Origin of the sequence: Streptomyces sp. 1114.5 (genome assembly GCF_003635085.1) — a bacterium.
Taxonomy (GTDB): domain Bacteria; phylum Actinomycetota; class Actinomycetes; order Streptomycetales; family Streptomycetaceae; genus Kitasatospora.
Window position 1 is genome coordinate 2,288,012 of record NZ_RBXE01000001.1, and the last position, 23,607, is coordinate 2,311,618.

Below are 23,607 nucleotides of genomic sequence, written 5' to 3' on the forward strand. Positions count from 1 at the left end.
CGGGGCCCCGGTGGCGGGCGGTCAGTCGGCGGGCTGCACCGTGGTGGCCGCGACCGAGGCACCGGCCCGGGCCGGCAGGCCGGCGTCGGCCAGCGCCCGGGCGGCCTCGGACAGGCTGGCCCCGGTCGTCACCAGGTCGTCCACCAGAACGGGTTGACGGCCAGCCAGACCGGCTCCCGCGCGCGGCAGTACGGTGAGCGCGCCGTGCAGGTTGCGGCGCCGCTCCGCCGCGTTCAGCCCGGTCTGGTCGGCGACCGGGCGGGCGTGCCGCAGCAGCGACGCGGCCCGGACGTCCAGACCGGCCCGGCGCAGCGAGCGGGCGGCAGCCCCGGCCAGCCGCAGCGTCGGGTCGTGCCCGCGGGCGCGCACCGCCGAGCGGGCCGAGGGCATCGGCACCAGGAGCAGCGGCGCGGCCCCGGCCCGGGCCCCCAGGGCGGAGCGCACCGCCCGGCCCAGCACCTCGCCGAGCGGCCCCGCCAGCCGCAGCGCGCCGCGCTCCTTGTGGGCGAGCAGCAACTGCCGCACCGGGTCGGTGTACGGGGCGGCGGCGTGCGCCCAGGGCAGCAGGGTGGGGCCGGGCCGCGCGGCGGCCAGGACGTGCCGGCAGGCCGGGCAGAGCTGGGTGCGTTCGGCGCCGCAGCCCGCGCAGTTCGCGGGGAGCAGGACGTCCAGCAGCCCGGCCAGTGCGTGGCCGAACGGTCCGTGGGCGGACGGCGGACGGGTGGGGGAGGGGCTCAGCGGCACGGCTGCTCCTGGCGGCGGCAGGCACGGGGAGTGAGCAAAGGATGCGCCGTATGGGGGTCGTTGTCCAGGTATTTACCCATACTTCACTCGCGGGAGGGTAGACAGGGTGCACCAGCTTGACCGCCCGCTCGCAGTATCGGGTCATACCCGCCTTCTCGCCCGGGGAGGCGAAAAGCCCGTGTGAGGTGTTCGATAAGGCTCCAGGGGGTTTCAACCGTCCCTGGTGGGGAGGAAGTGAGGTGAGGGCCAGTCGTTTCCCGCCGGCGGCGGGGACGGGGGGCCGGCAGTGGATGGGCTGGTCCAGCTGGGTCTCAGCCCGATCCGGTACACCCGGATCGGCGTCAGCACGAGGGATCGGAGTTCTGCGTGGACATCGTCGTCAAGGGCCGCAAGACCGAGGTGCCCAAGAGGTTCCGCGAGCACGTGGCCGAGAAGCTGGAGAAGGTCCAGAAGTTCGACGGCAAGGTGATCAGCCTCGACGTCGAGGTGTCCAAGGAGCACAACCCGCGGCAGGCCGACCGGTCCGAGCGGGTGGAGATCACTCTCCGTAGCCGTGGGCCGGTGATCCGGGCCGAAGCCGCCGCCGGCGACCCGTACGCGGCGCTCGACCTGGCTGCGGCGAAGCTCGACGCGCAGCTGCGCAAGTCCGCAGACCGGCGCCGGGTGCACAAGGGCGGCGCGAACGGCCGCACCCCCATCAGCGTCGCCGAGGCGACCGCGGCCCTGGCCGCGCTGCCGGCCACGACGGCCCAGGAGGGCGGGACGAACGGCGCCGTCCGCAAGACCATGATGGGATCCCTGGAAGTGGAGGGCGAAGGCCCGCTGGTGGTCCGGGAGAAGACGCACCCGGCCGCCCCCATGGCGCTCGACCAGGCGCTCTACGAGATGGAGCTGGTCGGCCACGACTTCTACCTCTTCGTGGAGAAGGACAGCGGCCTGCCGAGCGTGGTCTACCGCCGACACGGCTACAACTACGGTGTCATCCACCTGCAGACCGACCAGTCGGCCGGGCCCGGCAGCGGTGCGGGTGGGGCGATCGGCGCAGCCGACGACGAGGACTGACCGTCCTAGGAGCGATGGAGAGGTGACCCCGGCGGCTACGGCCGCCGGGGTCACCGGCGTTCCGGGGCAGGACGGTTCGAGCGGGGGCCGTCCCCGGGGGAGGGGTCACCCGATGCGGGGGAATCGGCGCCGGAGGGTGACCGCGGCCACTGCGGAGCGTGGAATGATTGGCGCACGACTACCCGCGAAGGGGGAGGAGCGGATGGGGGATCACTTCGGGCTGGGGCCCGCGGCTGGGCCCGGGCTGCCGTCGGGGCCGGAGGAGGAGCCCGCGTATGCGCCGCGCCGGGGTGAGCCGATCCGTGTGCTGGTGGTGGACGACCACGCACTGTTCCGCCGGGGGCTGGAGATCGTCCTCGCGGAGGAGCCGGACATCAAGGTCGTCGGCGAGGCGGGGGACGGCGCCGAGGCCGTGCTGAAGGCCGCCGACCTGCTACCCGACATCATCCTCATGGACGTCCGGATGCCGCGGCGCAGCGGGATCGAGGCCTGTACGGCGATCAAGGACGTGGCGCCCAGCACCAAGATCATCATGCTGACGATAAGCGACGAGGAGGCCGACCTCTACGAGGCGATCAAGGCGGGGGCCACCGGCTACCTGCTCAAGGAGATCTCCACCGACGAGGTCGCCACCGCGATCCGCGCGGTCGCCGACGGGCAGTCGCAGATCAGCCCCTCGATGGCCTCCAAGCTGCTCACCGAGTTCAAGTCGATGATCCAGCGCCGCTCCGACGACCGGGACCTGGTGCCCGCACCCCGGCTCACCGACCGGGAGTTGGAGGTGCTCAAGCTGGTGGCGACCGGGATGAACAACCGGGAGATCGCCAAGGAGCTGTTCATCAGCGAGAACACCGTGAAGAACCACGTGCGCAACATCCTGGAGAAGCTGCAACTGCACTCCAGGATGGAGGCGGTGGTGTACGCGATGCGGGAGAAGATCCTCGAAATAGGGTGAGCCGGGCCGGTCGAGCTCAGCCGTTCGCCAGCAGCTTCTCCAGGGCGGGGCGCAGCCGTTCGTCGTGCAGCGCCCCGACCCGCACGGTGTCGCAGCCGACCCAGGAGGCGGCCTCGCGCAGGGCGGTGGCCAGTGCTTCGAGGCGCCGGGCCCCGTGGCCCCGGTCCTCGGTCAGCGAGACCTGCCGGGCGACCAGGGTGCGGCCCTCGCGGGCCGGGTCGACCCGGCCGACCAGCCGGCCGCCGGCCAGCAGCGGCATCGCGAAGTAGCCGTGCACCCGCTTGTGCTTGGGGGTGTAGGCCTCCAGCCGGTGCGTCATGCCGAAGATCCGCTCGGTGCGCGGGCGGTCCCAGATCAGCGAGTCGAACGGCGAGAGCAGCGTGGTGCGGTGGCGTCCGCGCGGGGCGGTGGCGAGGGCGGCCGGATCGGCCCAGGCCGGGGCGGGGGCGCCGTTGGGGCCCCAGCCCGCCACCTCGACCGGGACGAGCCCGCAGTCGGCGAGCACCGGGTCCAACTCCTCGGCGCGCAGCCGGTGGTAGTCCAGCAGGTCGGCCCGGGTGGCGACGCCGAGCGCGGCGCCGGCCTGGGCGACCAGGGTGCGCACGCACTCCTCGTTCGAGCGGTCCTGCTCGAACAGGGAGTCCGGGATGGCCTGTTCGGCCAGCGCGTAGACGCGCTTCCAGCTGCGGCGCTCGGTGCAGACCACGTCGCCGAAGGCCAGCGCGCGCTCCACCGCGACCTTGGTGTCCGACCAGTCCCACCACTCGGCCGTCTTCTTGGCGCCGCCCAATTCGGTGGAGGTCAGCGGCCCCTCGGCGCGCAGCTTGTCCAGCACCAGCCGGTAGGTCTCGGGCGCGACCTGGTGGCCCCAGAGGTGGCCGCGGTCGCGGTAGCGGCGGCGCCGGAAGGCGAACAGCGGCCACTCCTCGACCGGCAGGATGCAGGCCGCGTGCGACCAGTACTCGAAGCTCGTGCCCCCGCCCCAGTACGCCGCCTCGACGGCCGGGCGGCCGACCGCGCCCAGGCGGGCGTACGGCACCAGCTCGTGGGAGCGGGCGAGCACCGAGATGGTGTCCAGCTGGACGGCACCCAGGTGCCGCAGCACCCCGCGCACCCCGGCCCGGCGGTCGGGTGCGCCCAGCAGGCCCTGGGCCCGCAGAGCGATCCGGCGGGCGTCGTCGGCGCTCAGGACGGTGACGGGGACGCTGCGGGCGGCTTCGGCGGTCATGCCGGCGAGCGTAGCCCGGGGCACTGACACGCGGCCGGGTCGGCCGGGTAGCCGGGGTGACGGGGTCGGTCAGTCCAGGTCGGAGGCCAGCAGCGAGGCCAGCCAGGTGTCGTGGAAGACGCCGCGCTGCTCGGCGTACGAGCGCAGCGTGCCCTCGAAGCGGTAGCCGACCCTGTCGGCGACGGCGCGGGAGCCCTCGTTGCCGACGTAGGCCTGCCACTCCAGGCGGCGCAGGCCCAGCTCGCGCAGCCCGTAGTGGGCGACGGCCCGGGCGGCCTCGACGGTGTAGCCGCGGCCTCGGAACTCCTTCGTGGCCCACCAGCCGACCTCGGCGCAGCGCGGGTCGTGGTCGCGCAGGACGAGCGCCTGGCTGCCGACCAGGGCACCGGACTCGCGCTCGAACACGCACCAGATCCGGTTCGCACCGGTGCGCCAGCCCTCGCCGGCGAGCTCGCGGACGAAGAACTCCGCGTCCTCGCGTCGGTACGGGGAGGGGACCACCGTCCAGCGTTGGATCTCGGCGTCCTGGCAGGCGGTGTACACCGCGTCGATGTCGTTCTCCTGCGGGGCCCGCAGGACCAGGCGCTCGGTGGTGAGGGTGACCGGTTCGGTGGGGAGTTCATCCATGTACGGATTATTCCGTGCCATGAGGAACCCGGGCATCCGATTATCCGGCCAACTCCCGGACCGGCCGACCGTTTTGTCACGGTGGACGGTGCTATCTGGTCATGTGCTCGCGCGGGTGACACGGGAATACCGTGCTGACGCACCTCCCGGGGCATTGGACTCCTCGCATACGATGGCCCGTGCGGTGGGGTGGACCCGCCGTGCAGTCGTCCAGTGCCAATACAGGCAAGGAGCCCGCTCAAGTGTCCGTCTTCGACAAGATCCTGCGCGCAGGCGAAGGCAAGATCCTTCGCAAGCTGCAGCGGATTGCTGCCCAGGTCAACTCCATCGAAGAGGACTTCGTCAACCTCACCGACGCCGAGCTGCGCGCACTGACCGACGAGTACAAGCAGCGGCTCGCGGACGGCGAGACCCTGGACGACATCCTCCCCGAGGCGTTCGCCACCGTCCGCGAGGCCGCCAAGCGCGTGCTCGGCCAGCGGCACTACGACGTCCAGCTGATGGGCGGCGCGGCCCTGCACCACGGGTACGTCGCGGAGATGCGCACCGGTGAGGGCAAGACCCTCGTCGGCACCCTGCCCGCCTACCTGAACGCGCTGACCGGCAAGGGCGTCCACCTGATCACCGTCAACGACTACCTCGCCGAGCGCGACTCGGAGTGGATGGGCCGGGTGCACCGCTTCCTGGGCCTCGAAGTCGGCGTGATCCTCGCCAACATGACGCCCGCCGAGCGCAAGCAGCAGTACGCGATGGACATCACGTACGGCACGAACAACGAGTTCGGCTTCGACTACCTGCGCGACAACATGGCCTGGTCCAAGGACGAACTCGTCCAGCGCGGCCACTACTTCGCGGTCGTCGACGAGGTCGACTCGATCCTCATCGACGAGGCCCGCACCCCGCTGATCATCTCCGGCCCGGCCGACCAGGCGACCAAGTGGTACGCCGACTTCGCCAAGCTGGTGCAGCGCCTGAAGATCGACCGCGACTACGAGGTCGACGAGAAGAAGCGCACCGTCGGCATCCTGGAGGAGGGCGTCACCCGGGTCGAGGACTACCTCGGCATCGACAACCTCTACGAGTCGGTGAACACCCCGCTGGTCGGCTTCCTGAACAACGCCATCAAGGCGAAGGAGCTGTACAAGGCGGACAAGGACTACGTCGTGATGAACGGCGAGGTCATGATCGTCGACGAGCACACCGGCCGCATCCTGGCCGGCCGTCGCTACAACGAGGGCATGCACCAGGCGATCGAGGCGAAGGAGGGGGTGGAGGTCCAGAACGAGAACCAGACGCTGGCCACCATCACCCTGCAGAACTTCTTCCGCCTGTACGACAAGCTCGCGGGCATGACCGGTACCGGCACCACCGAGGCCGCCGAGTTCCACCAGATCTACAAGCTCGGCGTCGTCCCGATCCCGACCAACAAGACCCCGCTGCGCATCGACCAGCCCGACCTGATCTACAAGTCGGAGCCGGCCAAGTTCGCCGCCGTCGTCGAGGACATCGCCGAGAAGCACGAGAAGGGCCAGCCGGTGCTGGTCGGCACCGTGTCGGTCGAGAAGTCCGAGTACCTCTCCCAGGAGCTGCGCAAGCGCGGCATCCCGCACGAGGTGCTGAACGCCAAGCACCACGAGCGCGAGGCTCAGATCGTCGCGCAGGCCGGCCGCAAGGGCGCCGTCACCGTCGCCACCAACATGGCCGGCCGCGGCACCGACATCATGCTCGGCGGCAACGCCGACCACCTGGCCGCCGCCGAGCTGGCGCAGCGCGGGCTGACCCCGACGGACACCCCGGAGGAGTACGAGGCCGCCTTCCCGGCCGCGTTGGAGAAGGCCAAGGCCTCGGTGAAGGCCGAGCAGGACGAGGTCAAGGAGGCCGGCGGCCTCTACGTCCTCGGCACCGAGCGCCACGAGTCCCGCCGGATCGACAACCAGCTGCGCGGCCGCTCCGGCCGTCAGGGCGACCCGGGCGAGTCCCGCTTCTACCTGTCGCTGGGCGATGACCTGATGCGCCTGTTCAAGGCCGGCATGGTCGAGCGCGTGCTCTCGATGGCCAACGTGCCCGAGGACGTGCCGATCGAGTCCAAGATGGTCACCCGCGCGATCGCCTCCGCGCAGACCCAGGTCGAGCAGCAGAACTTCGAGATCCGCAAGAACGTCCTCAAGTACGACGAGGTGCTCAACCGCCAGCGCGAGGTCATCTACGGCGAGCGCCGCCGCGTGCTGGAGGGCGAGGACCTGCAGGAGCAGGTCGGCCACTTCATGGACGACACCGTCGAGGCCTACGTCAAGGCGGCCACCGGCGAGGGCTACGAGGACGACTGGGACCTGGACAAGCTCTGGTCCGCGCTCAAGCAGCTCTACCCGCTCTCCCTGGACCTGGCGGACCTGGAGGAGGAGGTCGGCGGCCCGTCCGGTCTGACCCCCGACTTCCTGACCAAGGTCATCCAGGAGGACATCCAGGCCCAGTACGGCGCCCGTGAGGACCAGCTCGGCTCGGAGATCATGCGCGAGCTGGAGCGCCGGGTCGTGCTGTCGGTGCTGGATCGCCGCTGGCGCGAGCACCTGTACGAGATGGACTACCTCCAGGAGGGCATCGGCCTGCGGGCCATGGCGCAGCGCGACCCGCTGGTCGAGTACCAGCGCGAGGGCTTCGACATGTTCACCGCGATGATGGAGGGCATCAAGGAGGAGTCCGTCGGCTACCTGTTCAACCTGGAGGTCCAGGTCGAGCAGCAGGTCGAGGAGGTCCCGGTCGAGGACGCCCAGGTGGCGCTCGACAAGCTGGAGAAGGACGCCGCCCGCCCGGAGATCAAGGCCAAGGGCCTGGAGGCCCCGAAGCCGCAGCGGCTGCACTACACGGCTCCCTCGGACGAGATCGGCGGCGGTGTCATCGAGGGCGACTTCGAGGACCTCGCGCCGGAGGACGAGGGCGACGGGATGACCCGCGCCGAGCGCCGCAAGGCCGCCAAGTCCGCCAAGGGCCGCCGCCGCAAGGGCTGAGCCGGCCGCAGGACGCCGCGCAGGGCGCCGTACCCGTACCGGGGCGGCGCCCTGCGCCGTTCCCTGCGCCCCCGGGCGGCGCAGCGCGTTCACCGGGCCTCCACGGCGGTGCACTGCCACTGCCCCGCCGGGCCGCGCTGCTCCAGCCGGAAGGCCACCATGTGGTGCCGCCGGCCGAGGTCGACCCGCACGCAGGCCTCGACCGCGTCGGGCGAGGGCGAGCGGTCGTGCACCGGGCCGAGCCGCGGCCGGTCGGCGGCGCCGCCGCGGCGCAGGGCCCCGATGCGGACCAGCGAGGCGAGCTGCCCGTAGCCGTCCAGGCTGGTGTGCCGCATCAGCTGGCCGGAGGGGCGGGCGCCGGTGAGCACCTCGACCAGCTGGTGGGCGAAGCGGGAGGCCAGCGCCCGGGGGTCGTGGCCGGGGGTGCCGGTGCAGGCGGCGCGCGGGTGGCGCGGGCGGCGCCCGGCCGGATCGCAGGTGCCCGTGCCCGTGCCGGTTCCTGCGCCTGCGGTGTGCGGGCGAGGGTGTTGGTGGCGGTGCTGGTGGCGGTGCGGGCGGGCGGTGAGGTGGGCGGTCACGGTGGCTCCTCGGCGGGGTGGTGCGGGTACGGACGGGTCCAGGCTGGGGGTGGCCCGGGCGGGGCGGCAATGCCTTTTCGACCCGGTCGGGGCCGGGCTCCGAGTTCACCTATCCGGGTGAGGCAGCCAGCGTGGCGAGGGATCGAAGCAGCGTTCGCGCAACACCCGGTTGACGTGCGGGGGCAGGCCGTACGGCCCGAAAGGGGACGCTCCGGCTGGGCGGACCGGGTGGTCCTGGCCCGCTGCCGCGTTGCGTCGCACCGCTCTGGGCGCGCACCATCGGAGCCTGACCGGGAACCGCGGGGAGCGGACAGCCGCCCCCCACGACGACGGGCGGCCGCCATGACCACACGGGTAGCAGCGACGGTGCCGGCCCCGGCGACCGAGGGCACCGCCCCGCCCGCCGGGGGCGCACCCCGGCGCGGACTGGTGCTGGGCGGCGGCGGGATGCTCGGCGCGGCCTGGACGGTCGGCGCGCTGTGCGCCGTCGAGGAGGCCACCGGGCGACAGCCGGGCGGGGCCGACGTCCTGCTCGGCACCTCGGCGGGCGCGATCCTCGCGGCGATGCTGGCCGGCGGCGTCCGGCCCGAGCAGCTGCGCGACCACCAGCGCGGCCTGCCGATCACCGAGGGTCCGCTGGCCGGGGTCGACTTCGACTACGACACCGCCGTCGGCGGTGCGCTGCCGCCCCGCCCGCGGGCCGGCATCGGCTCGCCGGGCCTGCTGCGCGACGCCGTCCGGCACCCGCGGGAGTACCCGCTGTTGACCATGGTCTCGGCGATGGCGCCGCACGGCCGCGGCTCGTTGGCACCGGTCGGCGAGCTGGTGCGCGGCCTGCTCGGCCCGGGCGGCCGGCCGGACCCGGACCCGGACACGGCCGCAGGTGCGGGCGCGGGCGAGACCGCCGGGGCGGCGGCGTGGGCGGCGGGCTCGCCGCTGCGGGTGGCCGCCGTGGACTACCGCAGCGGCCGCCGGGTCGTCTTCGGCGACCCGGACGCCCCGGCGGTCGCGGTCGCCGACGCCGTGATGGCCTCCTGCGCGATCCCCGGCTGGTTCGCGCCGGTGCGCCTGAACGGCTCGGCGTACGTGGACGGCGGCTGCTGGTCGGCCACCAACGCCGACCTGATGCTCGGGCGCGGGCTGGACGAGGTGTACGTGCTCGCCCCGATGGCCCTGAGGCTGGACCGGCGGGCCGACAGGGCAGCCGGGGCCGAACGGTCCGGCCCGGCCGGGCGCGCCACCCTGGCCGCGCTGCGCGAGTGGCGTGACCGGGACCGCCCGCGCGGCGTGCTGGCGCAGCTGGTCAGCCGCTACCGCCGCGCCGTCACCCGCCAGCTGCTGCGCGAGGCCGCGCTGCTGCGGGCCGAGGGCGTCCGGGTGCGGCTGCTCGCGCCGACCCTGGCGGACCTCGCCGTGATGGGCCCGAACCTGATGGACCCGGCCCGCCGCGGCGCCGTCCTGGAGAGCGCCCTGCGGACCAGCCGGGAGGCGCTGCGGGCCGCGCGGTGACCGGCCGGGCAAGCCGCACCGCAGGTGATCACGGGAGCCCGGCGGCGCTTATTCTTGGGGCGCCGGGGAATCCGTTCCGCTGGACGGACCCGGCGGACGGACCCCGCTGGACCGAACCGGAGAGTGTCACCGATGCGCGTGTACCTGCCCACCACCCTGACCGGCCTGGCGGCGGCGCACGAGGGCGGCGCCCTGGAGCAGTCCGCGGCGTACGCCGTGACGCCCGCGCTGCGCGAGTGGTACGTCAGCGACGACATCGAGGAGCTGGAGTACGCGGCGCTGAACCGGGCCGCCCAGGCCTCGCTGCGGCTGCTGGCCGCCGACCCGGACGCCCCGCGCCGCCGGGTCGTGGTGGCGCTGGACGTGGCCGATGCGTCCGTACGGCCCTTCCCCGGCGACGAGTACCAGGACCAGGCCTCGCTCGGCCGGGTGCTGCTGGCCGGTCCGGTGCGGCTGGCCAAGGCGGCCGCGGTGCACGCGGACGTGTCCGACGACGAGGTGGTCACGGACGTCGCGGCGGCGGTGGCGGCGGTGGCCGCGGCCGACGCGGGCGACCAGGACGCCCAGTTCACCGTGGACGGCGCCGAGGACCACGACCTGCTCTGGTTCGCGACCCAGGAGATCCCCGCGCTGTTGGCGTGAGCGGGCGCGGCGGGCGGGCCTGCCGGGGCGGGTGCGTGAGCTGAGTCCTACCGGCGGGTCGGTGCCCGGCGTTACCGTTGTGCTCCGTGCGCACTCACATCGTTTGGGACTGGAACGGCACGCTCTTCCACGACATGGAAGCGGTGCTCGGGGCGAGCAACGCCGCGTTCGCGACCATCGGCGTCGGGCCGATGAGCCTGCAGGAGTACCGGGAGCAGTACGAGATACCGATCCCGCGCTTCTACCAGCGGCTGCTCGGCCGGGAGCCCTCCCGGGAGGAGTGGCTGGAGCTGGACGACGCCTTCCACCAGCGCTACCGCGAGCTGAGTGCGTCCTGCGGCCTGACCGAGGGCGCCCGTGAGCTGGTGGCCGACTGGCAGGCGGCCGGGCACAGCCAGTCGCTGCTGTCGATGTACGTGCACGAGAACCTCGTCCCGCTGGTCGAGACCTTCGGCCTGACCGGCCACTTCCTGCGGGTGGACGGCCGCAGCGGCCCGGCGGGCGGGCAGAAGGCGGAGCACCTCGTCCGGCACCTGGCCGCGCTCGGCGAGGAGGTCGACCCGGCCCGTACGGTGTTGATCGGGGACGCTGCGGACGATGCCTTGGCGGCGCTGAGCGTGGGCGCGCGCGCGGTGCTGTACACCGGTGGTTCGCACACGCGCGAGAAGCTGGAGCCGGTCGGCGTCCCGGTGGTGGACACCCTGGCCGAGGCGGTGGAGCTGGCGGGCCGGATCGCCGGCTGAGCGGACCCGGGCTGAACCGGGCTGAACCGGGCGAGATCCTGAGCCGCCCCGGGCCGAGCCGGGCGGCGCGCGGCAGTGGCGGGCGCCACGTCCGCCGTCCGCGTGTCCGGGCGGGCGGATCGGTCTGCCGTTGGTCAGGCTGGAGCGACAGACGAGCCAGCAGGACGGAGCCGCCATGCCCATCGACGCAGTCACCGAGGTGCCGACCCCGGTCAACGAGCCGGTGCACGCGTACCGGCCCGGCAGCCCGGAGCGGGAGCGGCTGGTGCGGCGGCTGGACGAGTTGGCGGCCGAGCAGGTCCCGCTGCCGATGGTCATCGGCGGCGAGCAGCGCTTCGGCGGCGGCGAGCGGATCGAGGTCGTCCAGCCGCACCACCACGCGGCCAAGCTGGGCGTGCTCGGCAACGCCACCCGGGAGGACGCACGTGCGGCGGTGGACGCGGCGCTGGCGGCCGGGCGGCAGTGGCGCTCGCTCTCCTTCGACGACCGCGCGGCGGTCTTCCTGCGCGCCGCCGACCTGCTCTCCGGGCCCTGGCGGGAGACGCTCAACGCGGCCACCATGCTGGGCCAGTCCAAGACCGTGCAGCAGGCCGAGATCGACTCCGCCTGCGAGCTGATCGACTTCTGGCGGTTCAACGTCCACTTCGCCCGGCAGATCCTGGCCGACCAGCCGCTCTCCTCGCCCGGGGTGTGGAACCGCACCGACCACCGCCCGCTGGAAGGTTTCGTCTACGCGATCACCCCGTTCAACTTCACCGCGATCGCCGGCAACCTGCCCACCGCCCCCGCACTGATGGGCAACACGGTGGTCTGGAAGCCCGCGCCGACCCAGATGCTGGCCGCCCACCACCTGATGCGGCTGCTGGAGGCGGCCGGCCTGCCGCCCGGGGTGATCAACCTGGTGACCGGCGACGGCCTGCAGGTCTCCCCGGTGGCGCTGGCCGATCCGGCGCTCGCCGGGCTGCACTTCACCGGCTCCACCGCCACCTTCCGGTCGCTGTGGCAGGCCATCGGCGCCAACATCGGCGGCTACCGCACCTACCCGAGGATCGTCGGCGAGACCGGCGGCAAGGACTTCCTGCTGGCCCACCGCTCGGCCGACCCGGAGATCCTGCGGACCGCGCTGATCCGCGGCGCCTTCGAGTACCAGGGCCAGAAGTGCTCCGCGCTCTCCCGCGCCTACCTGCCGCGCAGCCTCTGGCAGCGGATCAAGGACGAGTTCCTGGCGGAGGTGGACGCGCTCGCGGTGGGCGACGTGACCGACCTGTCCAACTTCATGGGCGCCCTGATCGACCGGCGCGCCTTCGAGAAGAACCGGGAGGCGATCGACCGCGCCAAGGCCGATCCGACGATCGAACTGGCGGCCGGAGGCCAGTACGACGATGCGATCGGCTGGTTCGTCCGGCCGACCGTCCTGGTCTCCTCCGACCACCGGGGCGAGATCTTCCGCACCGAGTACTTCGGCCCAATCCTGGCCGTCCACGTGTACGAGGACTCCCGCTGGGACGACGTGCTCCGGCGGGTCGACGGCGGCGCCCCGTACGGCCTGACCGGCTCGGTGATCGCGCAGGATCGTTACGCCATCGCGCAGGCCGTGGAGGAGCTGCGCTTCGCCGCCGGGAACTTCTACATCAACGACAAGCCGACCGGTGCCGTGGTCGGCCAGCAGCCCTTCGGCGGCGGCCGGGCCTCCGGGACCAACGACAAGGCCGGTGCCGCCCAGAACCTGCTGCGCTGGACCTCGGCCCGGTCGATCAAGGAGTCGTTCGTCCCGCCGACTCACCACGGATACCCGCACATGGGCTGAGAGTGAACATCAGCCTCCGGTTTGGACATGCTGTCCAGGACGGACCCGACATCCTGCAGGTTTGCGCCTACCTGTCCCTGTCCACCTTCGATTGATCCGGTTAGGCTGGCTGGCGTCGTCGGGTGGCTTGCAGGACGAACGTGTCGTCCTACCCACTGGGAGGACGTTTCATGCGTGCCATGAGCCCCTTTCAGTCGGATGGTGCGGCAGGATTGCGGCTGACCCGTCGGTGTACATCCACACACCACCGAGTCACGCAACGGCGCGCGACAGGAGCCAAGAAGTCATGCAGACCAAGCTGGACGCAGCCAAGGCCGAACTGCTCAAGAAGGCAGCCGCAGCCGCTGAGAACAGCCAGGTGGGGGGAGCGGCGCCGGGGGAGGGTCTGAGCAACGGCGCTCTGACCGCGTACCTGCACCACTACTACCTCCACACCGCGCCCGAGGACCTGGTCGACCGCGACCCGGTCGACGTCTACGGTGCGGCCGCCTCCCACTACCGCCTTGGGCTCAAGCGCCCCCAGGGCACGGCCGAGGTGCGGGTCCACACCCCCTCGGTCGAGGAGAACGGCTGGTCCTGCGGCCACACGGTGGTCGAGGTGGTCACCGACGACATGCCGTTCCTGGTCGACTCCGTCACCAACGAGCTGTCCCGCCAGGACCGCGCGATCCACATCGTGATCCACCCCCAGCTGGTCGTCCGCCGTGACATCACCGGCAAGCTGCTGGAGATCCTGGACGTCGACGCCTGCTCCCGCAGCCAGGCCGCCGGCGCCGAGTGGCCGGCCGACGCGACCGTCGAGTCGTGGATGCACATCGAGATCGACCGCGAGACCGACCGCGACGACCTGCGCACCATCGAGGCCAATCTGCGCCGCGTGCTCGGCGACGTCCGCGAGGTCGTCGAGGACTGGGGCAAGATGCGCGAGAGCGCGCTGCGCCTGGCCGACGAGCTCGCCGAGCAGCCCCCGACCGGCCTGTCCGAGCAGGAGGTCGGCGAGGCCTGGGAGCTGATGCGCTGGCTCGCCGACGACCACTTCACCTTCCTCGGCTACCGCGAGTACGACCTCGTCGAGCACGAGGGCGAGGAGGTCCTCAAGGCCGTCGCCGGCACGGGCCTGGGCATCCTGCGCTCCGACCCGCACAGCCACGACGACCGCCACCACTCGGTCAGCGAGGCCTTCGGCCGGCTCTCCGCGCCGGTGCGCGCCAAGGCCCACGAGAAGAAGGCCCTCGTCCTCACCAAGGCCAACAGCCGCTCCACCGTGCACCGCCCGGCCTACCTGGACTACGTCGGCGTCAAGAAGTTCAACGCCGCCGGCGAGCCGATCGGCGAGCGCCGCTTCCTCGGCCTGTTCTCCTCGGCCGCCTACACCGAGTCGGTCACCCGCATCCCGGTCGTGCGCCGCAAGGTCCAGGCGGTGCTGGACGAGTCCGGCTTCTCCAGCGAGAGCCACGACGGCCGCGACCTGCTGCAGATCATGGAGACCTTCCCGCGGGACGAGATCTTCCAGACCCCGGCCTCCGAGCTGCTCTCCATCGCCACCAGCGTGCTCTACCTGCAGGAGCGCCGTAAGCTGCGCCTCTTCCTGCGCCAGGACGAGTACGGGCGCTACTTCTCCGCGTTCATCTACCTGCCGCGCGACCGCTACACCACCCGGATCCGGCTGCTGCTCACCGACATCCTCAAGGAGGAGCTGAGCGGCGCCACCATCGACTACACGGTGTACGCCACCGAGTCGGTGCTGACCCGACTGCACTTCGTGGTCCGGGTCGCCCCGGGCACCGAGCTGCCGCACCTCACCGACAGCGACGTCGAGCGGATCGAGAACCGCCTCGCCGAGGCCGCCCGGTTCTGGATGGACGGCTTCCACGACCAGCTGCACCTCGAACTGGGCGAGGAGAAGGCCGCCGAGCTCGGCCACAAGTACGCCAACGCCTTCCCCGACGGCTACCGCGCCGACTTCCCGCCGCGCACCGCCGTCGCCGACATCAAGCAGATCGAGTCGCTGCACGGCGAGGGCGACTTCCGCCTCAACCTGTACCAGCCGGTCGGCGCCGGCGACGACGAGCGCCGCTTCAAGATCTACCGGGTCGGCGGCCCGATCTCGCTCACCGAGGTCCTGCCGGTGCTCCAGCGCCTGGGCGTCGAGGTGCTGGACGAGCACCCGTACGCGCTGCGCCGCTCCGACGGCACCACCGCGTGGGTGTACGACTTCGGCCTGCGGCTGCGCGAGGCCACCGACCTCACCGACGAGGCCCGCGAGCGCTTCCAGGAGACCTTCGCCGCCACCTGGACCGGCAAGGCCGAGAACGACGGCTTCAACGAGCTGGTGCTGACCGCCGGGCTGACCTGGCGCCAGGCGATGATGCTGCGCGCGTACGCCAAGTACCTGCGCCAGGCGGGCTCCACGTTCTCCCAGGACTACATGGAGGACGCGCTCCGCAACAACACCCACACCACCCGCCTGCTGGTCAACCTGTTCGAGGCCCGGCTCAGCCCGAGCCACCGTTCGGGCGCCCTGGAGCTGACCGAGGGCATCCTGGAGGAGCTGGACGGCGCCCTCGACGAGGTCGTCTCGCTGGACGAGGACCGCATCCTGCGCTCCTTCCTGAACCTCATCAAGGCCACCCTGCGGACCAACTTCTTCCAGCACACCGCCGACGGCCAGTGGCACCCCTACGTGTCGATGAAGTTCGACCCGAAGGCCGTCCCGGACCTGCCGGCCCCGCGCCCGGCTTTCGAGATCTGGGTCTACTCGCCGCAGGTCGAGGGCGTGCACCTGCGCTTCGGCAAGGTCGCCCGCGGCGGTCTGCGCTGGTCCGACCGGCGCGAGGACTTCCGCACCGAGATCCTGGGCCTGGTCAAGGCGCAGATGGTCAAGAACACCGTCATCGTGCCGGTCGGCGCCAAGGGCGGCTTCGTCGCCAAGCAGCTGCCGGACCCGTCGGTGGACCGCGACGCCTGGCTGGCCGAGGGCATCTCCTCGTACAAGACCTTCATCTCGGCGCTGCTGGACATCACCGACAACCTGGTCGGCGGCGAGGTCGTGCACCCGGCCGACGTGGTCCGCCACGACGAGGACGACACCTACCTGGTCGTCGCCGCCGACAAGGGCACCGCGACCTTCTCCGACATCGCCAACGGCGTCGCGGAGTCGTACGGCTTCTGGCTCGGCGACGCGTTCGCCTCCGGCGGCTCGGCCGGCTACGACCACAAGGGCATGGGCATCACCGCCCGCGGCGCCTGGGAGTCGGTCAAGCGCAACTTCCGCGAACTCGGCGTCGACACCCAGACCGAGGACTTCACCGTCATCGGCATCGGCGACATGTCCGGCGACGTCTTCGGCAACGGCATGCTGCTCAGCGAGCACATCCGCCTGGTCGCCGCCTTCGACCACCGCCACATCTTCCTCGACCCGAACCCGGACGCGGCCACCTCGTACGCCGAGCGCCGCCGCCTCTTCGACCTTCCGCGCAGCTCCTGGGACGACTACGACAAGTCGCTGATCTCGGCCGGCGGCGGGGTGCACCCCCGCTCGGCCAAGTCGATCCAGCTGACCCCGCAGGTCCGGGCCGCGCTCGGCATCGAGGAGAGCCGCCTCACCCCGGCCGAGCTGATGAAGGCGATCCTGCAGGCTCCCGTCGACCTGTTCTGGAACGGCGGCATCGGCACCTACGTCAAGGCCTCCAGCGAGACCAACGCCGAGGTCGGCGACAAGTCCAACGACGCCATCCGGGTCAACGGCGAGCAGGTCCGGGCCCGGGTCATCGGCGAGGGCGGCAACCTCGGCTGCACCCAGCTCGGCCGCATCGAGTACGCGGCCACCGGCGGCCCGGAGGGCACCGGCGGCTGGATCAACACCGACGCGATCGACAACTCCGCCGGTGTGGACACCTCGGACCACGAGGTCAACATCAAGATCCTGCTCAACCAGGTCGTCGCCGAGGGCGACATGACGGTCAAGCAGCGCAACGCCCTGCTGGCCGAGATGACCGACGAGGTCGGCCGCCTGGTGCTGCGCAACAACTACGCGCAGAACGTGGTGCTGGCCAACGCCGTCGCCCAGGCGCACAGCATGGTCAACGTCCACGCGCGGATGATCAACCGCTTCGAGGCGGCCGGCCGGCTCGACCGGGCGCTGGAGTTCCTGCCCACCGAGCGGCAGATCCGCGACCGCCAGCAGGGCGGCCGCGGGCTCTCCCAGCCCGAGATGTCCGTGCTGCTCGCCTACACCAAGATCATCCTGGCCGACGAGCTGCTCGCCACCGACCTGCCCGACGACCTGTACTTCCGCACCGCGCTGCACGACTACTTCCCGAGCGCGCTGCGGGCCCGGTTCGCCGACGCGATCGACAGCCACGCGCTGCGCCGCGAGATCATCACCACGCTGATCGTCAACGACACGATCAACCGCGGTGGCTGCACCTTCGCCTTCCGCCTGAAGGAGGAGACCGGCGCGACCTACGAGGAGATCGCCCGGACGCACACCGCCGCGCGGGCCGTCTTCGGCCTGGAGGAGATCTGGGGCGAGATCGAGGGCCTGGACAACCAGGTCCCCGCCCGGGTGCAGACCAAGATGCGCCTGCACTCGCGCCGCCTGGTCGAGCGCGCCACCCGGTGGATGCTCAACAACCGCCGCCAGCCGCTCGACATCGCCGGCACCATCGAGTTCTTCCACGACCGGATCAAGCAGGTCTGGGGCTCGCTGCCCAAGCCGCTGCGTGGCGAGGACCTGGCCTGGTTCGAGTCGGTGTACGGCGAACTCGCCGCCGCCGGCGTGCCGGAGGAGCTCGCCACCCGGATCGCCGGCCTCTCCTCGGTCTTCCCGACCCTGGACATCACCGAGGTCGCGGACCGCTCCGGCAAGGACGTCGCCGAGGTCGCCGAGCTCTACTACGACCTGGGCGACCGGCTGCAGATCTCGCACCTGCTCGACCGCATCATCGAGCTGCCCCGCACCGACCGCTGGTCGTCGATGGCCCGGGCCGCGATCCGTGAGGACCTCTTCGCGGCGCACGCCGCCCTGACCGCCGACATCCTGGCCTGCGGCCCCGAGGGCGCCACCCCGGAGGAGCGCTACACCGCCTGGGCGGAGCTCAACGCGACCCTGCTGAACCGGGCCAAGAGCACCCTCGACGACATAAGGGGTTCGGACAACTACGAGCTGTCCAGCCTCTCGGTCGCGATGCGTGTCATCCGCACCCTGCTGCGCACCGGCTCGATGCGCTGACGGACGGCTCCTGTTGCCGGCGGGCCCGCGTCCTTCCTCGGACGCGGGCCCGCCGCATTCACGCGGTGACGAGGGGCCCGCGCCCGCGCAGGGCTGCGCGGGCGCGGGCGGCGCCGCTGGGGGTGGCGGCTGCCCCGGTGCCGACGGCGGGGGTTCTCGTGCCGAGGCCTGCGCAGGAGCGGCAGATCCCGGGGCGGGGCACCGGGTCGTGGCAGCGGCCGCACTCGGCGTAGGAGGCCGGTGGGGGCGCCGATCGTTCGGGTGGCAGCTTGCGTTGCAGGCGATCGCGGAGGATCGCCGCCGGGGAGTGCATCGGTTGCGGCAACCCGGGGAGCAGCGCGTGGGCCAACTCGGCTTCGCTGCAGCCCCGTTCCAGCCAGTGGGTGACGAGGGGCGCGAGTTGTCGGGCCTCGGCCTCGCCGAGGCGCAGACGCGGTTCGGGTCGGATCGCCCGGAAGAGCGTTGCTACCGCTTTACGGGTCTGTTCGTCCGGGAGGGTGGGTTCTTCTGCCGGGTTCTTTACGGAAGGGACGACAGTGCGGCCGGTGCCTCGTTCACCGGCGGCCGGACGGGGGACAACCGGTGCCGCCGACGTGAGCTGCGGGGTGTCGAAGACGTGGGCCTCGGAGCGGACGGTGCCGTTGGGCAGCCGGACGGTGTCGACGCGGTAATACCCGGCGTCCTTCAGCTCTTTGAGCGCGCGGCGTACGGCGCCGCGCCCTTGCGTGCTGGTGTCGGCCATCTGTCGGCCGTCCTCACGCCAGCCGTTCGGGCGGGAGAGCAGATCGGCGAGGAGGCCGCGAGCGGTGAAGCTGAGGCGGCGGTCCTGCAACAGGCCGTTGGGAAGCACGGTGAAAGAGCGCGCGTGAGCGCTACGATGAATCTGCATTGGGAGTCCTAGCTCCTGTGCCGGACCCCGGGGTGTTCCAGCACCGCCGGGGTCTCCTATGTTCTGTTGATGATGCGGAAAGTAGCACATCAACTACACAGAGTGCGAACCGTTTGCCAAAGGCGGACTACGGTGACAGGACACTGTTTCACCTCTCCGACAGGCAGGCGAGCCGCGCCCGTAGCGCTTCTCGCCGAGCCTACCTACGCAGGCTCCCCGATTGTCCTGAGTCTCCGTGAGAATGTCAGAGAAGCCTGTTCTCGGACCCGCACTCACGAACGCTCCGGAGCTGCCCCAGTGACGAGCACCGCACAGCAGGACGCCGCAGTCGCCGACAGGATGATCCTCGCGAACAGTGCCTACGCCGACGGGCGCCACCTGGCCGCCCGCCAGTCCATCTACCGATGGCAGCAGCCGCAGTACGACCTGCCCGGGATCGCCGTCGAAGAGCTGACCGGCACAAGCGGGATCGTCCTTGATGTTGGCTGCGGCAACGGCAAGTTCGTCAGCCGCCTGCACACGGACCGCCCGGATCTCCAGGTCGTCGGGATGGACATCTCGGCGGGCATCCTTGCCGACGTCGAGAAGCCGGTTCTGGTGGCCGATGCCCAGGCCTTGCCCTTCGCCGACAACAGCGCCGACGCCGTGCTGGCCCTGCACATGCTGTACCACGTAAGTGACATCGAGGCCACGATCAAGGAACTGGCCCGCGTTCTCCGGCCCGGCGGTGTGCTCATCGCCTCGACCAACAGCGACACCGACAAGCGGGAGCTGGACCGGCTCTGGGCCAGGGCCGCAGGAGACGTCCTCGGGATTCCCGAGGGGCCGGCGCGGGTCTCCCTCAGCTCCCGCTTCTCCCTGGAGAAAGCCCCCAGTTACCTCGGGACGGTGTTCAAGGACATCCGGGTGCGGGAACTTCCCGGCACCATCGAGATCACCGACCCAGCGCCGATCGTTGCCCACCTGGCCTCCTACGAGGCGTGGGCCGACCAATGCGGCGTCCCGTTCCACGAGACCGTCAGTCGGGCGGCGGAGATTGCTGCCATCACGATTGCGGCCGAGGGGTCGTTCAAGATCACATGCCTTGGCGGCATCCTGATCTGTCACCCCTGACAGGAGAGGGCCGGTCCGCTACACCGGGTCGCAGGGCGTGATCAAGACCGTTCGCCTGAGTCGGCGCTCCTCGCGCTTCGTCGGCGGAGTCGTTTCGTCATGGCGTATGCCGGTCTCGCATTCGCACCGGCCAGTTCCCGTCTCGCTGCCCCGCCGGATGCGTCCGGCGGGGCAGCGAAGCGCAGCAGCAATCAACCCGCAGCTCTCCTCCCTTCTGCGCAGGAAGTCGGTCTGGTCGACTTCCTGCGCAGAAGGGAGCCAGCCAATGCCGTCGCCGCTTCGGCACGGCCGAAGCGGCGACGGGGTGATAGGGGCGCTGAATCCACACACCAGTCGCCTTTTTCTTGCCGCCCGCCGGACGTGTCCGGCGGGCGGCAAGACATCAATCCCGTTGCTGTCCAAACCACGGTGGGTCGCTGTCGTTTCTCGCATTACCGGGCGGATGAGGAGTGTTGATCGGCGCTGGTTTCGGCGGCCCTGGCCACCCTTGGCCGGGGCCGCCGTTGCTTTGCGGTTCGTAGAAGGGGTGGGCGGGTGGGACACCTGGTGTTCGGGCGGGCCCGTGTCTTCTGACACGGGCCCGCCCGTAGGAGAGGTGTAGGCACCGGCTTTGTTGCTGACCGCTCAGCGGGCGGCGGCGCGTTGGAGGGCGCTGGCCAGCAGGGCGAGGTCGGTGGGGCCGTTGCCGAGTTCGCGGACCGGGCGGCGGGCGGGTGGGGCGCCGAGCTGGAGGGGGTCTATCGCGACGACGGTGGGCCGCAGGGTCGCCGTGCGGGGGATGCGGCCGCTGATCCGGGCGGCCTGGAAGGCGGTGACGCCGCCGTCGGGGAGGCGGAGGTAGCCGCGGCCGGGGGTGTCCTCGGGGAGGGCGGCCGCGTCGCCGAGGTGGATCAGCAGGTCGGAGTCGGCCGGGTCGTCGGTGCGCAGGGCGATCCGGAGCAGGGCGGCCTCGTCCACCTCGGTGCCGGCGCTCTCCTCCGGACGGCCGGTGGCGACGGCGAGGTGGATGCCGAGCGGGCCGCCGCGGCGGGCGATGGCGGCCAGGGCGCGGGCAAGCGGGCGGCCGGCCGGGGAGGTGGGGGAGAGCAGGGCGTCGTAGTCGTCGACGACGACGACGAGGCGGGCGGGGACGGCAGAGGAGGGGGTGGCGGCCGGCCGGGCGTCGGAGGAGCCGCGCGGCGAGATGATCCGGGGAGCGGAGGCCGAGCCGGCGCCCACGGTGGCGGGAACGGGGACCTGCGGGCGGTCGGTGTCCAAGCTGTGCCCGTCCAGGATCCGCGCCGCGTGCCAGGAGGCGAAGTCCAGGCCGTCGAACAGCCGCTCCCGCAGGGTGAGTTCGTCCTCCAGCGCCTCGGCCGCGAGCAGTGCGGCGCGCGGGTCGGTGGCGGCGTTCACCAGGCCGGTGACGTGCGGCAGTTCGGTGCAGCCGTCGAGGCCTTCCTCGGTGGCCCGGCCCTCGATGAGCGTGACGGCGAGCCGTTCGGGGCGTTCGGAGACGGCGAGCGAGGCGACCAGGGTGCGCAGCAGTTCGGTCTTGCCGGAGCCGCGGGCTCCGCCGATCAGCAGGTGCGGGCCGCCCGGGTCGGGGGAGGGGAGGGACAGCTCGGGGTCGGCCAGGTCGAGGGTGCACAGCTCGTCCCGAGTGGTGCCGAGCAGGGCGGTGGCGGCGCCGATGCCGCCCGCGTGCGCGGCCCAGCGGGCGGACAGCTTGGCGGGGGTGACGGTGTCGAGCTGCAGCAGGTCGAGCAGGCGCAGCGCGTCGGGCAGCGGGCCGCGGGCGGCCGGGGCGGCCTCGCGCAGCGGGGCGAGGACGCGGGCGAGCCGCTCGGCCCAGGCGTCGGAGACGGCGTCCAGCGAGACCTCGTGCAGGGTCTCGCGGCCGCGGGCGACCGGGCGGTCGAGCGAGAGCTGGGTGCCGACCTCGCCGGTGATCAGGGCGGTGGCGCCGAGGCCGCGGGGAAGCAGTTCGGGCTGCTCGGCGAGGCAGACCGGGAAGATGCCGACCGCCGGGCCCTGGCGCAGCAGCAGGTCGAGCGCCTGCCGGGCGGTCTCGGTGGCCGGGCGGCCGTCCACCACGACCACGGTGGCGGGGTGGCCGCCGAGGCCGCTCGGTCCGCTGAGCCGGGCGGTGAGCTCGGTCAGCCGGGCGGTGGCCTGTTCGTCGTCGAGGCCGACCAGCAGGCGGCAGTCCTGGCCGTCGACCGGGCGCAGGTGGGGCAGCCACAGGGCCCAGGCCCAGGTGTCGACGCGTTCCTCGGGGGTGCGGGTCGGGTCGGCGTCGACCACGACCAGGCTCAGGCCGGTGGGCGGGTGCAGCGCGGCGAGCTGGGCGACGACGGCGCGGGTGAGGGCGTCGAGGCGTTCGCGCGGGCCGCTGAGGCCGAGGCTGCCGGCGGTCTGCAGGTCGAGGGTGACCGGGACGGCGGGCAGCAGCGTGCCGGGCGTGGTGCCGGGGCCGCCGGGGCGGTCGGCGGTGCCCAGCCGCAGGGTGAGCGCGTCGGGATGGCCGGGGCCGCGCTCCCACAGCCGGGGGCCGGGGCCGACGGCGTTGAGCAGCAGGGTGGCGAGGTCGGGCCAGCGTTCGCGCTGGGCGGCGGTCTGGCGCTGCCGGATGGCCGCGTGGTGGCGTTCGGCGCTCTCCTGACCGGGCGGTTCGGCGGCGCGGCCGGGCAGCAGGGAGAACAGGCCGCGGCCCCGGCCGGGTACGGGCTCGGGGGCGGTGGGCGGTTCGACCACCGGCGGTGAAGGGCGGGCCGCGGGGCCGGGGGCGGCGAGCTGGAGGTGGCCGTGGCCGTCGGGTAGGGCGGTACGGGCGGCCGCCGCGGTGTCGGCCGCGGCGGGGGCGGCCACCTGGAGGGTGGACTCGCCGATCCGCAGCAGGGCGCCGGGCTCCAGCGGGACGGCGGCCTCGGGCGGGCCGGGCGGGACGAGCCGGCCGTCGAGGGCGGTGCCGTTGGTGGAGCCGAGGTCGCGGACGGAGACCCGGCCGTCCTCGGCGAGGTGCAGGGAGAGGTGCAGCCGGGAGACGTCCGGGTCGTCGAGCGGGACGTCGGCCTCGCCGGAGCGGCCGATCCGGATCTCCCGGCCGTGCAGCCGGTGCACGCCGCCGGCGTCCGGGCCGCCGACCACGCGCAGTTCGGCGGCGGCGGGGGTGTCGTCGGGATCGTCGGCGGTCGGGTCGGGCTCGTTGAGGCTGAGGACAGCTCCGTCGAGCAGCGGGGGGTGGCCGAGCAGGGTGTGCTCGTCCACCCGGTGCGCCCCGGCGTAGAGGTGCACGTGGGTGGCGGCCCGCGGCCCGCGCACGCCGACGGCGCCCGCGAGGGCGCCCGCGATGGCGCCGAGCGCGGTGCCGACGGGCGCGGTGACCAGCACGTCCACGTAGGGGATGGCGGAGCCGGCGGCGGTCGGGCCGCTGCGCGGTCGGAGGACGGTCAGCCGGATCTGCATCTCGCCCGCGGGTCCCTTCTGCTGA

15 protein-coding genes are annotated in these 23,607 nt (G+C 72.4%); 9 read left to right on the top strand and 6 right to left on the bottom strand.

Translation table 11 applies throughout. From position 1 onward, the window contains the following. Window positions 1–21: 21 nt before the first annotated feature. Window positions 22–744: a ComF family protein gene (locus BX285_RS10100; protein WP_097237675.1), complete on the bottom strand. Its 723-nt coding sequence runs from the start codon at window positions 742–744 to the stop codon at window positions 22–24. Window positions 745–1,110: 366 nt separating this feature from the next. Between BX285_RS10100 and hpf the strand changes: the two genes are divergently transcribed. Next, window positions 1,111–1,806: a ribosome hibernation-promoting factor, HPF/YfiA family gene (gene hpf, locus BX285_RS10105; protein ID WP_097237676.1), complete on the top strand. Its 696-nt coding sequence runs from the start codon at window positions 1,111–1,113 to the stop codon at window positions 1,804–1,806. A 202-nt stretch (window positions 1,807–2,008) separates the two neighbouring features. After that, entirely contained in the window at window positions 2,009–2,761 is a 753-nt protein-coding gene (locus BX285_RS10110; RefSeq protein ID WP_257032699.1) for a response regulator transcription factor, read from the top strand. A 16-nt stretch (window positions 2,762–2,777) separates the two neighbouring features. Here BX285_RS10110 and BX285_RS10115 read toward each other — a convergent pair whose 3' ends face one another. Together BX285_RS10115 and BX285_RS10120 are read right to left on the bottom strand one after the other, a co-directional pair. Then, window positions 2,778–3,989 (bottom strand): winged helix-turn-helix domain-containing protein, encoded by a 1,212-nt coding sequence (locus BX285_RS10115; protein ID WP_121174947.1) that lies wholly within the window; start codon window positions 3,987–3,989, stop codon window positions 2,778–2,780. Between the two features lie 69 nt (window positions 3,990–4,058). Beyond that, the gene (locus BX285_RS10120) at window positions 4,059–4,616 is read right to left on the bottom strand and encodes a GNAT family N-acetyltransferase (RefSeq protein WP_121174948.1); all 558 of its coding nucleotides are present in this window, start codon (window positions 4,614–4,616) and stop codon (window positions 4,059–4,061) included. 242 nt (window positions 4,617–4,858) lie between these two features. Between BX285_RS10120 and secA the strand changes: the two genes are divergently transcribed. After that, window positions 4,859–7,621 (top strand): preprotein translocase subunit SecA, encoded by a 2,763-nt coding sequence (secA, locus tag BX285_RS10125; RefSeq protein ID WP_121174949.1) that lies wholly within the window; start codon window positions 4,859–4,861, stop codon window positions 7,619–7,621. Between the two features lie 89 nt (window positions 7,622–7,710). On the opposite strand, the gene BX285_RS10130 is transcribed toward secA, so the two are convergent. Beyond that, window positions 7,711–8,199, bottom strand: a complete 489-nt coding sequence (locus BX285_RS10130) for an Rv3235 family protein (protein WP_121174950.1) — start codon at window positions 8,197–8,199, stop codon at window positions 7,711–7,713. Window positions 8,200–8,541: 342 nt separating this feature from the next. On the opposite strand from BX285_RS10130, the gene BX285_RS10135 reads away from it, so the two are divergent. From BX285_RS10135 to BX285_RS10155, 5 genes are all read left to right on the top strand, one after another. Then, the gene (locus tag BX285_RS10135) at window positions 8,542–9,708 is read left to right on the top strand and encodes a patatin-like phospholipase family protein (RefSeq protein ID WP_183107042.1); all 1,167 of its coding nucleotides are present in this window, start codon (window positions 8,542–8,544) and stop codon (window positions 9,706–9,708) included. Window positions 9,709–9,840: 132 nt separating this feature from the next. Next, complete coding sequence (locus BX285_RS10140) at window positions 9,841–10,350, top strand: DUF6912 family protein (protein WP_097237683.1); 510 nt, start codon at window positions 9,841–9,843, stop codon at window positions 10,348–10,350. Between the two features lie 86 nt (window positions 10,351–10,436). Beyond that, on the top strand, window positions 10,437–11,093 hold the full coding sequence (locus BX285_RS10145) for an HAD family hydrolase (RefSeq protein ID WP_259470478.1): 657 nt from the start codon (window positions 10,437–10,439) through the stop codon (window positions 11,091–11,093). 181 nt (window positions 11,094–11,274) lie between these two features. Continuing rightward, window positions 11,275–12,900, top strand: a complete 1,626-nt coding sequence (gene pruA, locus BX285_RS10150; RefSeq protein ID WP_097240213.1) for an L-glutamate gamma-semialdehyde dehydrogenase — start codon at window positions 11,275–11,277, stop codon at window positions 12,898–12,900. 286 nt (window positions 12,901–13,186) lie between these two features. Further along, complete coding sequence (locus tag BX285_RS10155) at window positions 13,187–18,133, top strand: NAD-glutamate dehydrogenase (RefSeq protein WP_121174953.1); 4,947 nt, start codon at window positions 13,187–13,189, stop codon at window positions 18,131–18,133. A gap of 58 nt (window positions 18,134–18,191) precedes the next feature. Here the strand turns inward: BX285_RS10155 and BX285_RS10160 are convergent, their stop codons facing one another. Then, window positions 18,192–18,983 carry a hypothetical protein gene (locus tag BX285_RS10160; RefSeq protein ID WP_257032705.1) on the bottom strand — a complete coding sequence of 264 codons (792 nt, stop codon included), beginning with the start codon at window positions 18,981–18,983 and terminating at the stop codon, window positions 18,192–18,194. A gap of 336 nt (window positions 18,984–19,319) precedes the next feature. On the opposite strand from BX285_RS10160, the gene BX285_RS10165 reads away from it, so the two are divergent. Then, complete coding sequence (locus tag BX285_RS10165; RefSeq protein WP_398899993.1) at window positions 19,320–20,135, top strand: class I SAM-dependent methyltransferase; 816 nt, start codon at window positions 19,320–19,322, stop codon at window positions 20,133–20,135. A 624-nt stretch (window positions 20,136–20,759) separates the two neighbouring features. On the opposite strand, the gene BX285_RS10170 is transcribed toward BX285_RS10165, so the two are convergent. Beyond that, entirely contained in the window at window positions 20,760–23,582 is a 2,823-nt protein-coding gene (locus tag BX285_RS10170; protein ID WP_121177384.1) for an FtsK/SpoIIIE domain-containing protein, read from the bottom strand. Window positions 23,583–23,607: the final 25 nt, after the last annotated feature.

Excerpts from the sequence above, each read along its gene's own strand:
- BX285_RS10110 (WP_257032699.1), top strand. The coding sequence starts at position 2,009 with ATGGGGGATCACTTCGGGCTGGGGCCCGCGGCTGGGCCCGGGCTGCCG.
- BX285_RS10115 (WP_121174947.1), bottom strand. The coding sequence starts at position 3,989 with ATGACCGCCGAAGCCGCCCGCAGCGTCCCCGTCACCGTCCTGAGCGCC.
- BX285_RS10120 (WP_121174948.1), bottom strand. The coding sequence starts at position 4,616 with ATGGATGAACTCCCCACCGAACCGGTCACCCTCACCACCGAGCGCCTG.
- BX285_RS10135 (WP_183107042.1), top strand. The coding sequence starts at position 8,542 with ATGACCACACGGGTAGCAGCGACGGTGCCGGCCCCGGCGACCGAGGGC.
- BX285_RS10140 (WP_097237683.1), top strand. The coding sequence starts at position 9,841 with ATGCGCGTGTACCTGCCCACCACCCTGACCGGCCTGGCGGCGGCGCAC.
- BX285_RS10155 (WP_121174953.1), top strand. The coding sequence starts at position 13,187 with ATGCAGACCAAGCTGGACGCAGCCAAGGCCGAACTGCTCAAGAAGGCA.
- BX285_RS10170 (WP_121177384.1), bottom strand. The coding sequence starts at position 23,582 with ATGCAGATCCGGCTGACCGTCCTCCGACCGCGCAGCGGCCCGACCGCC.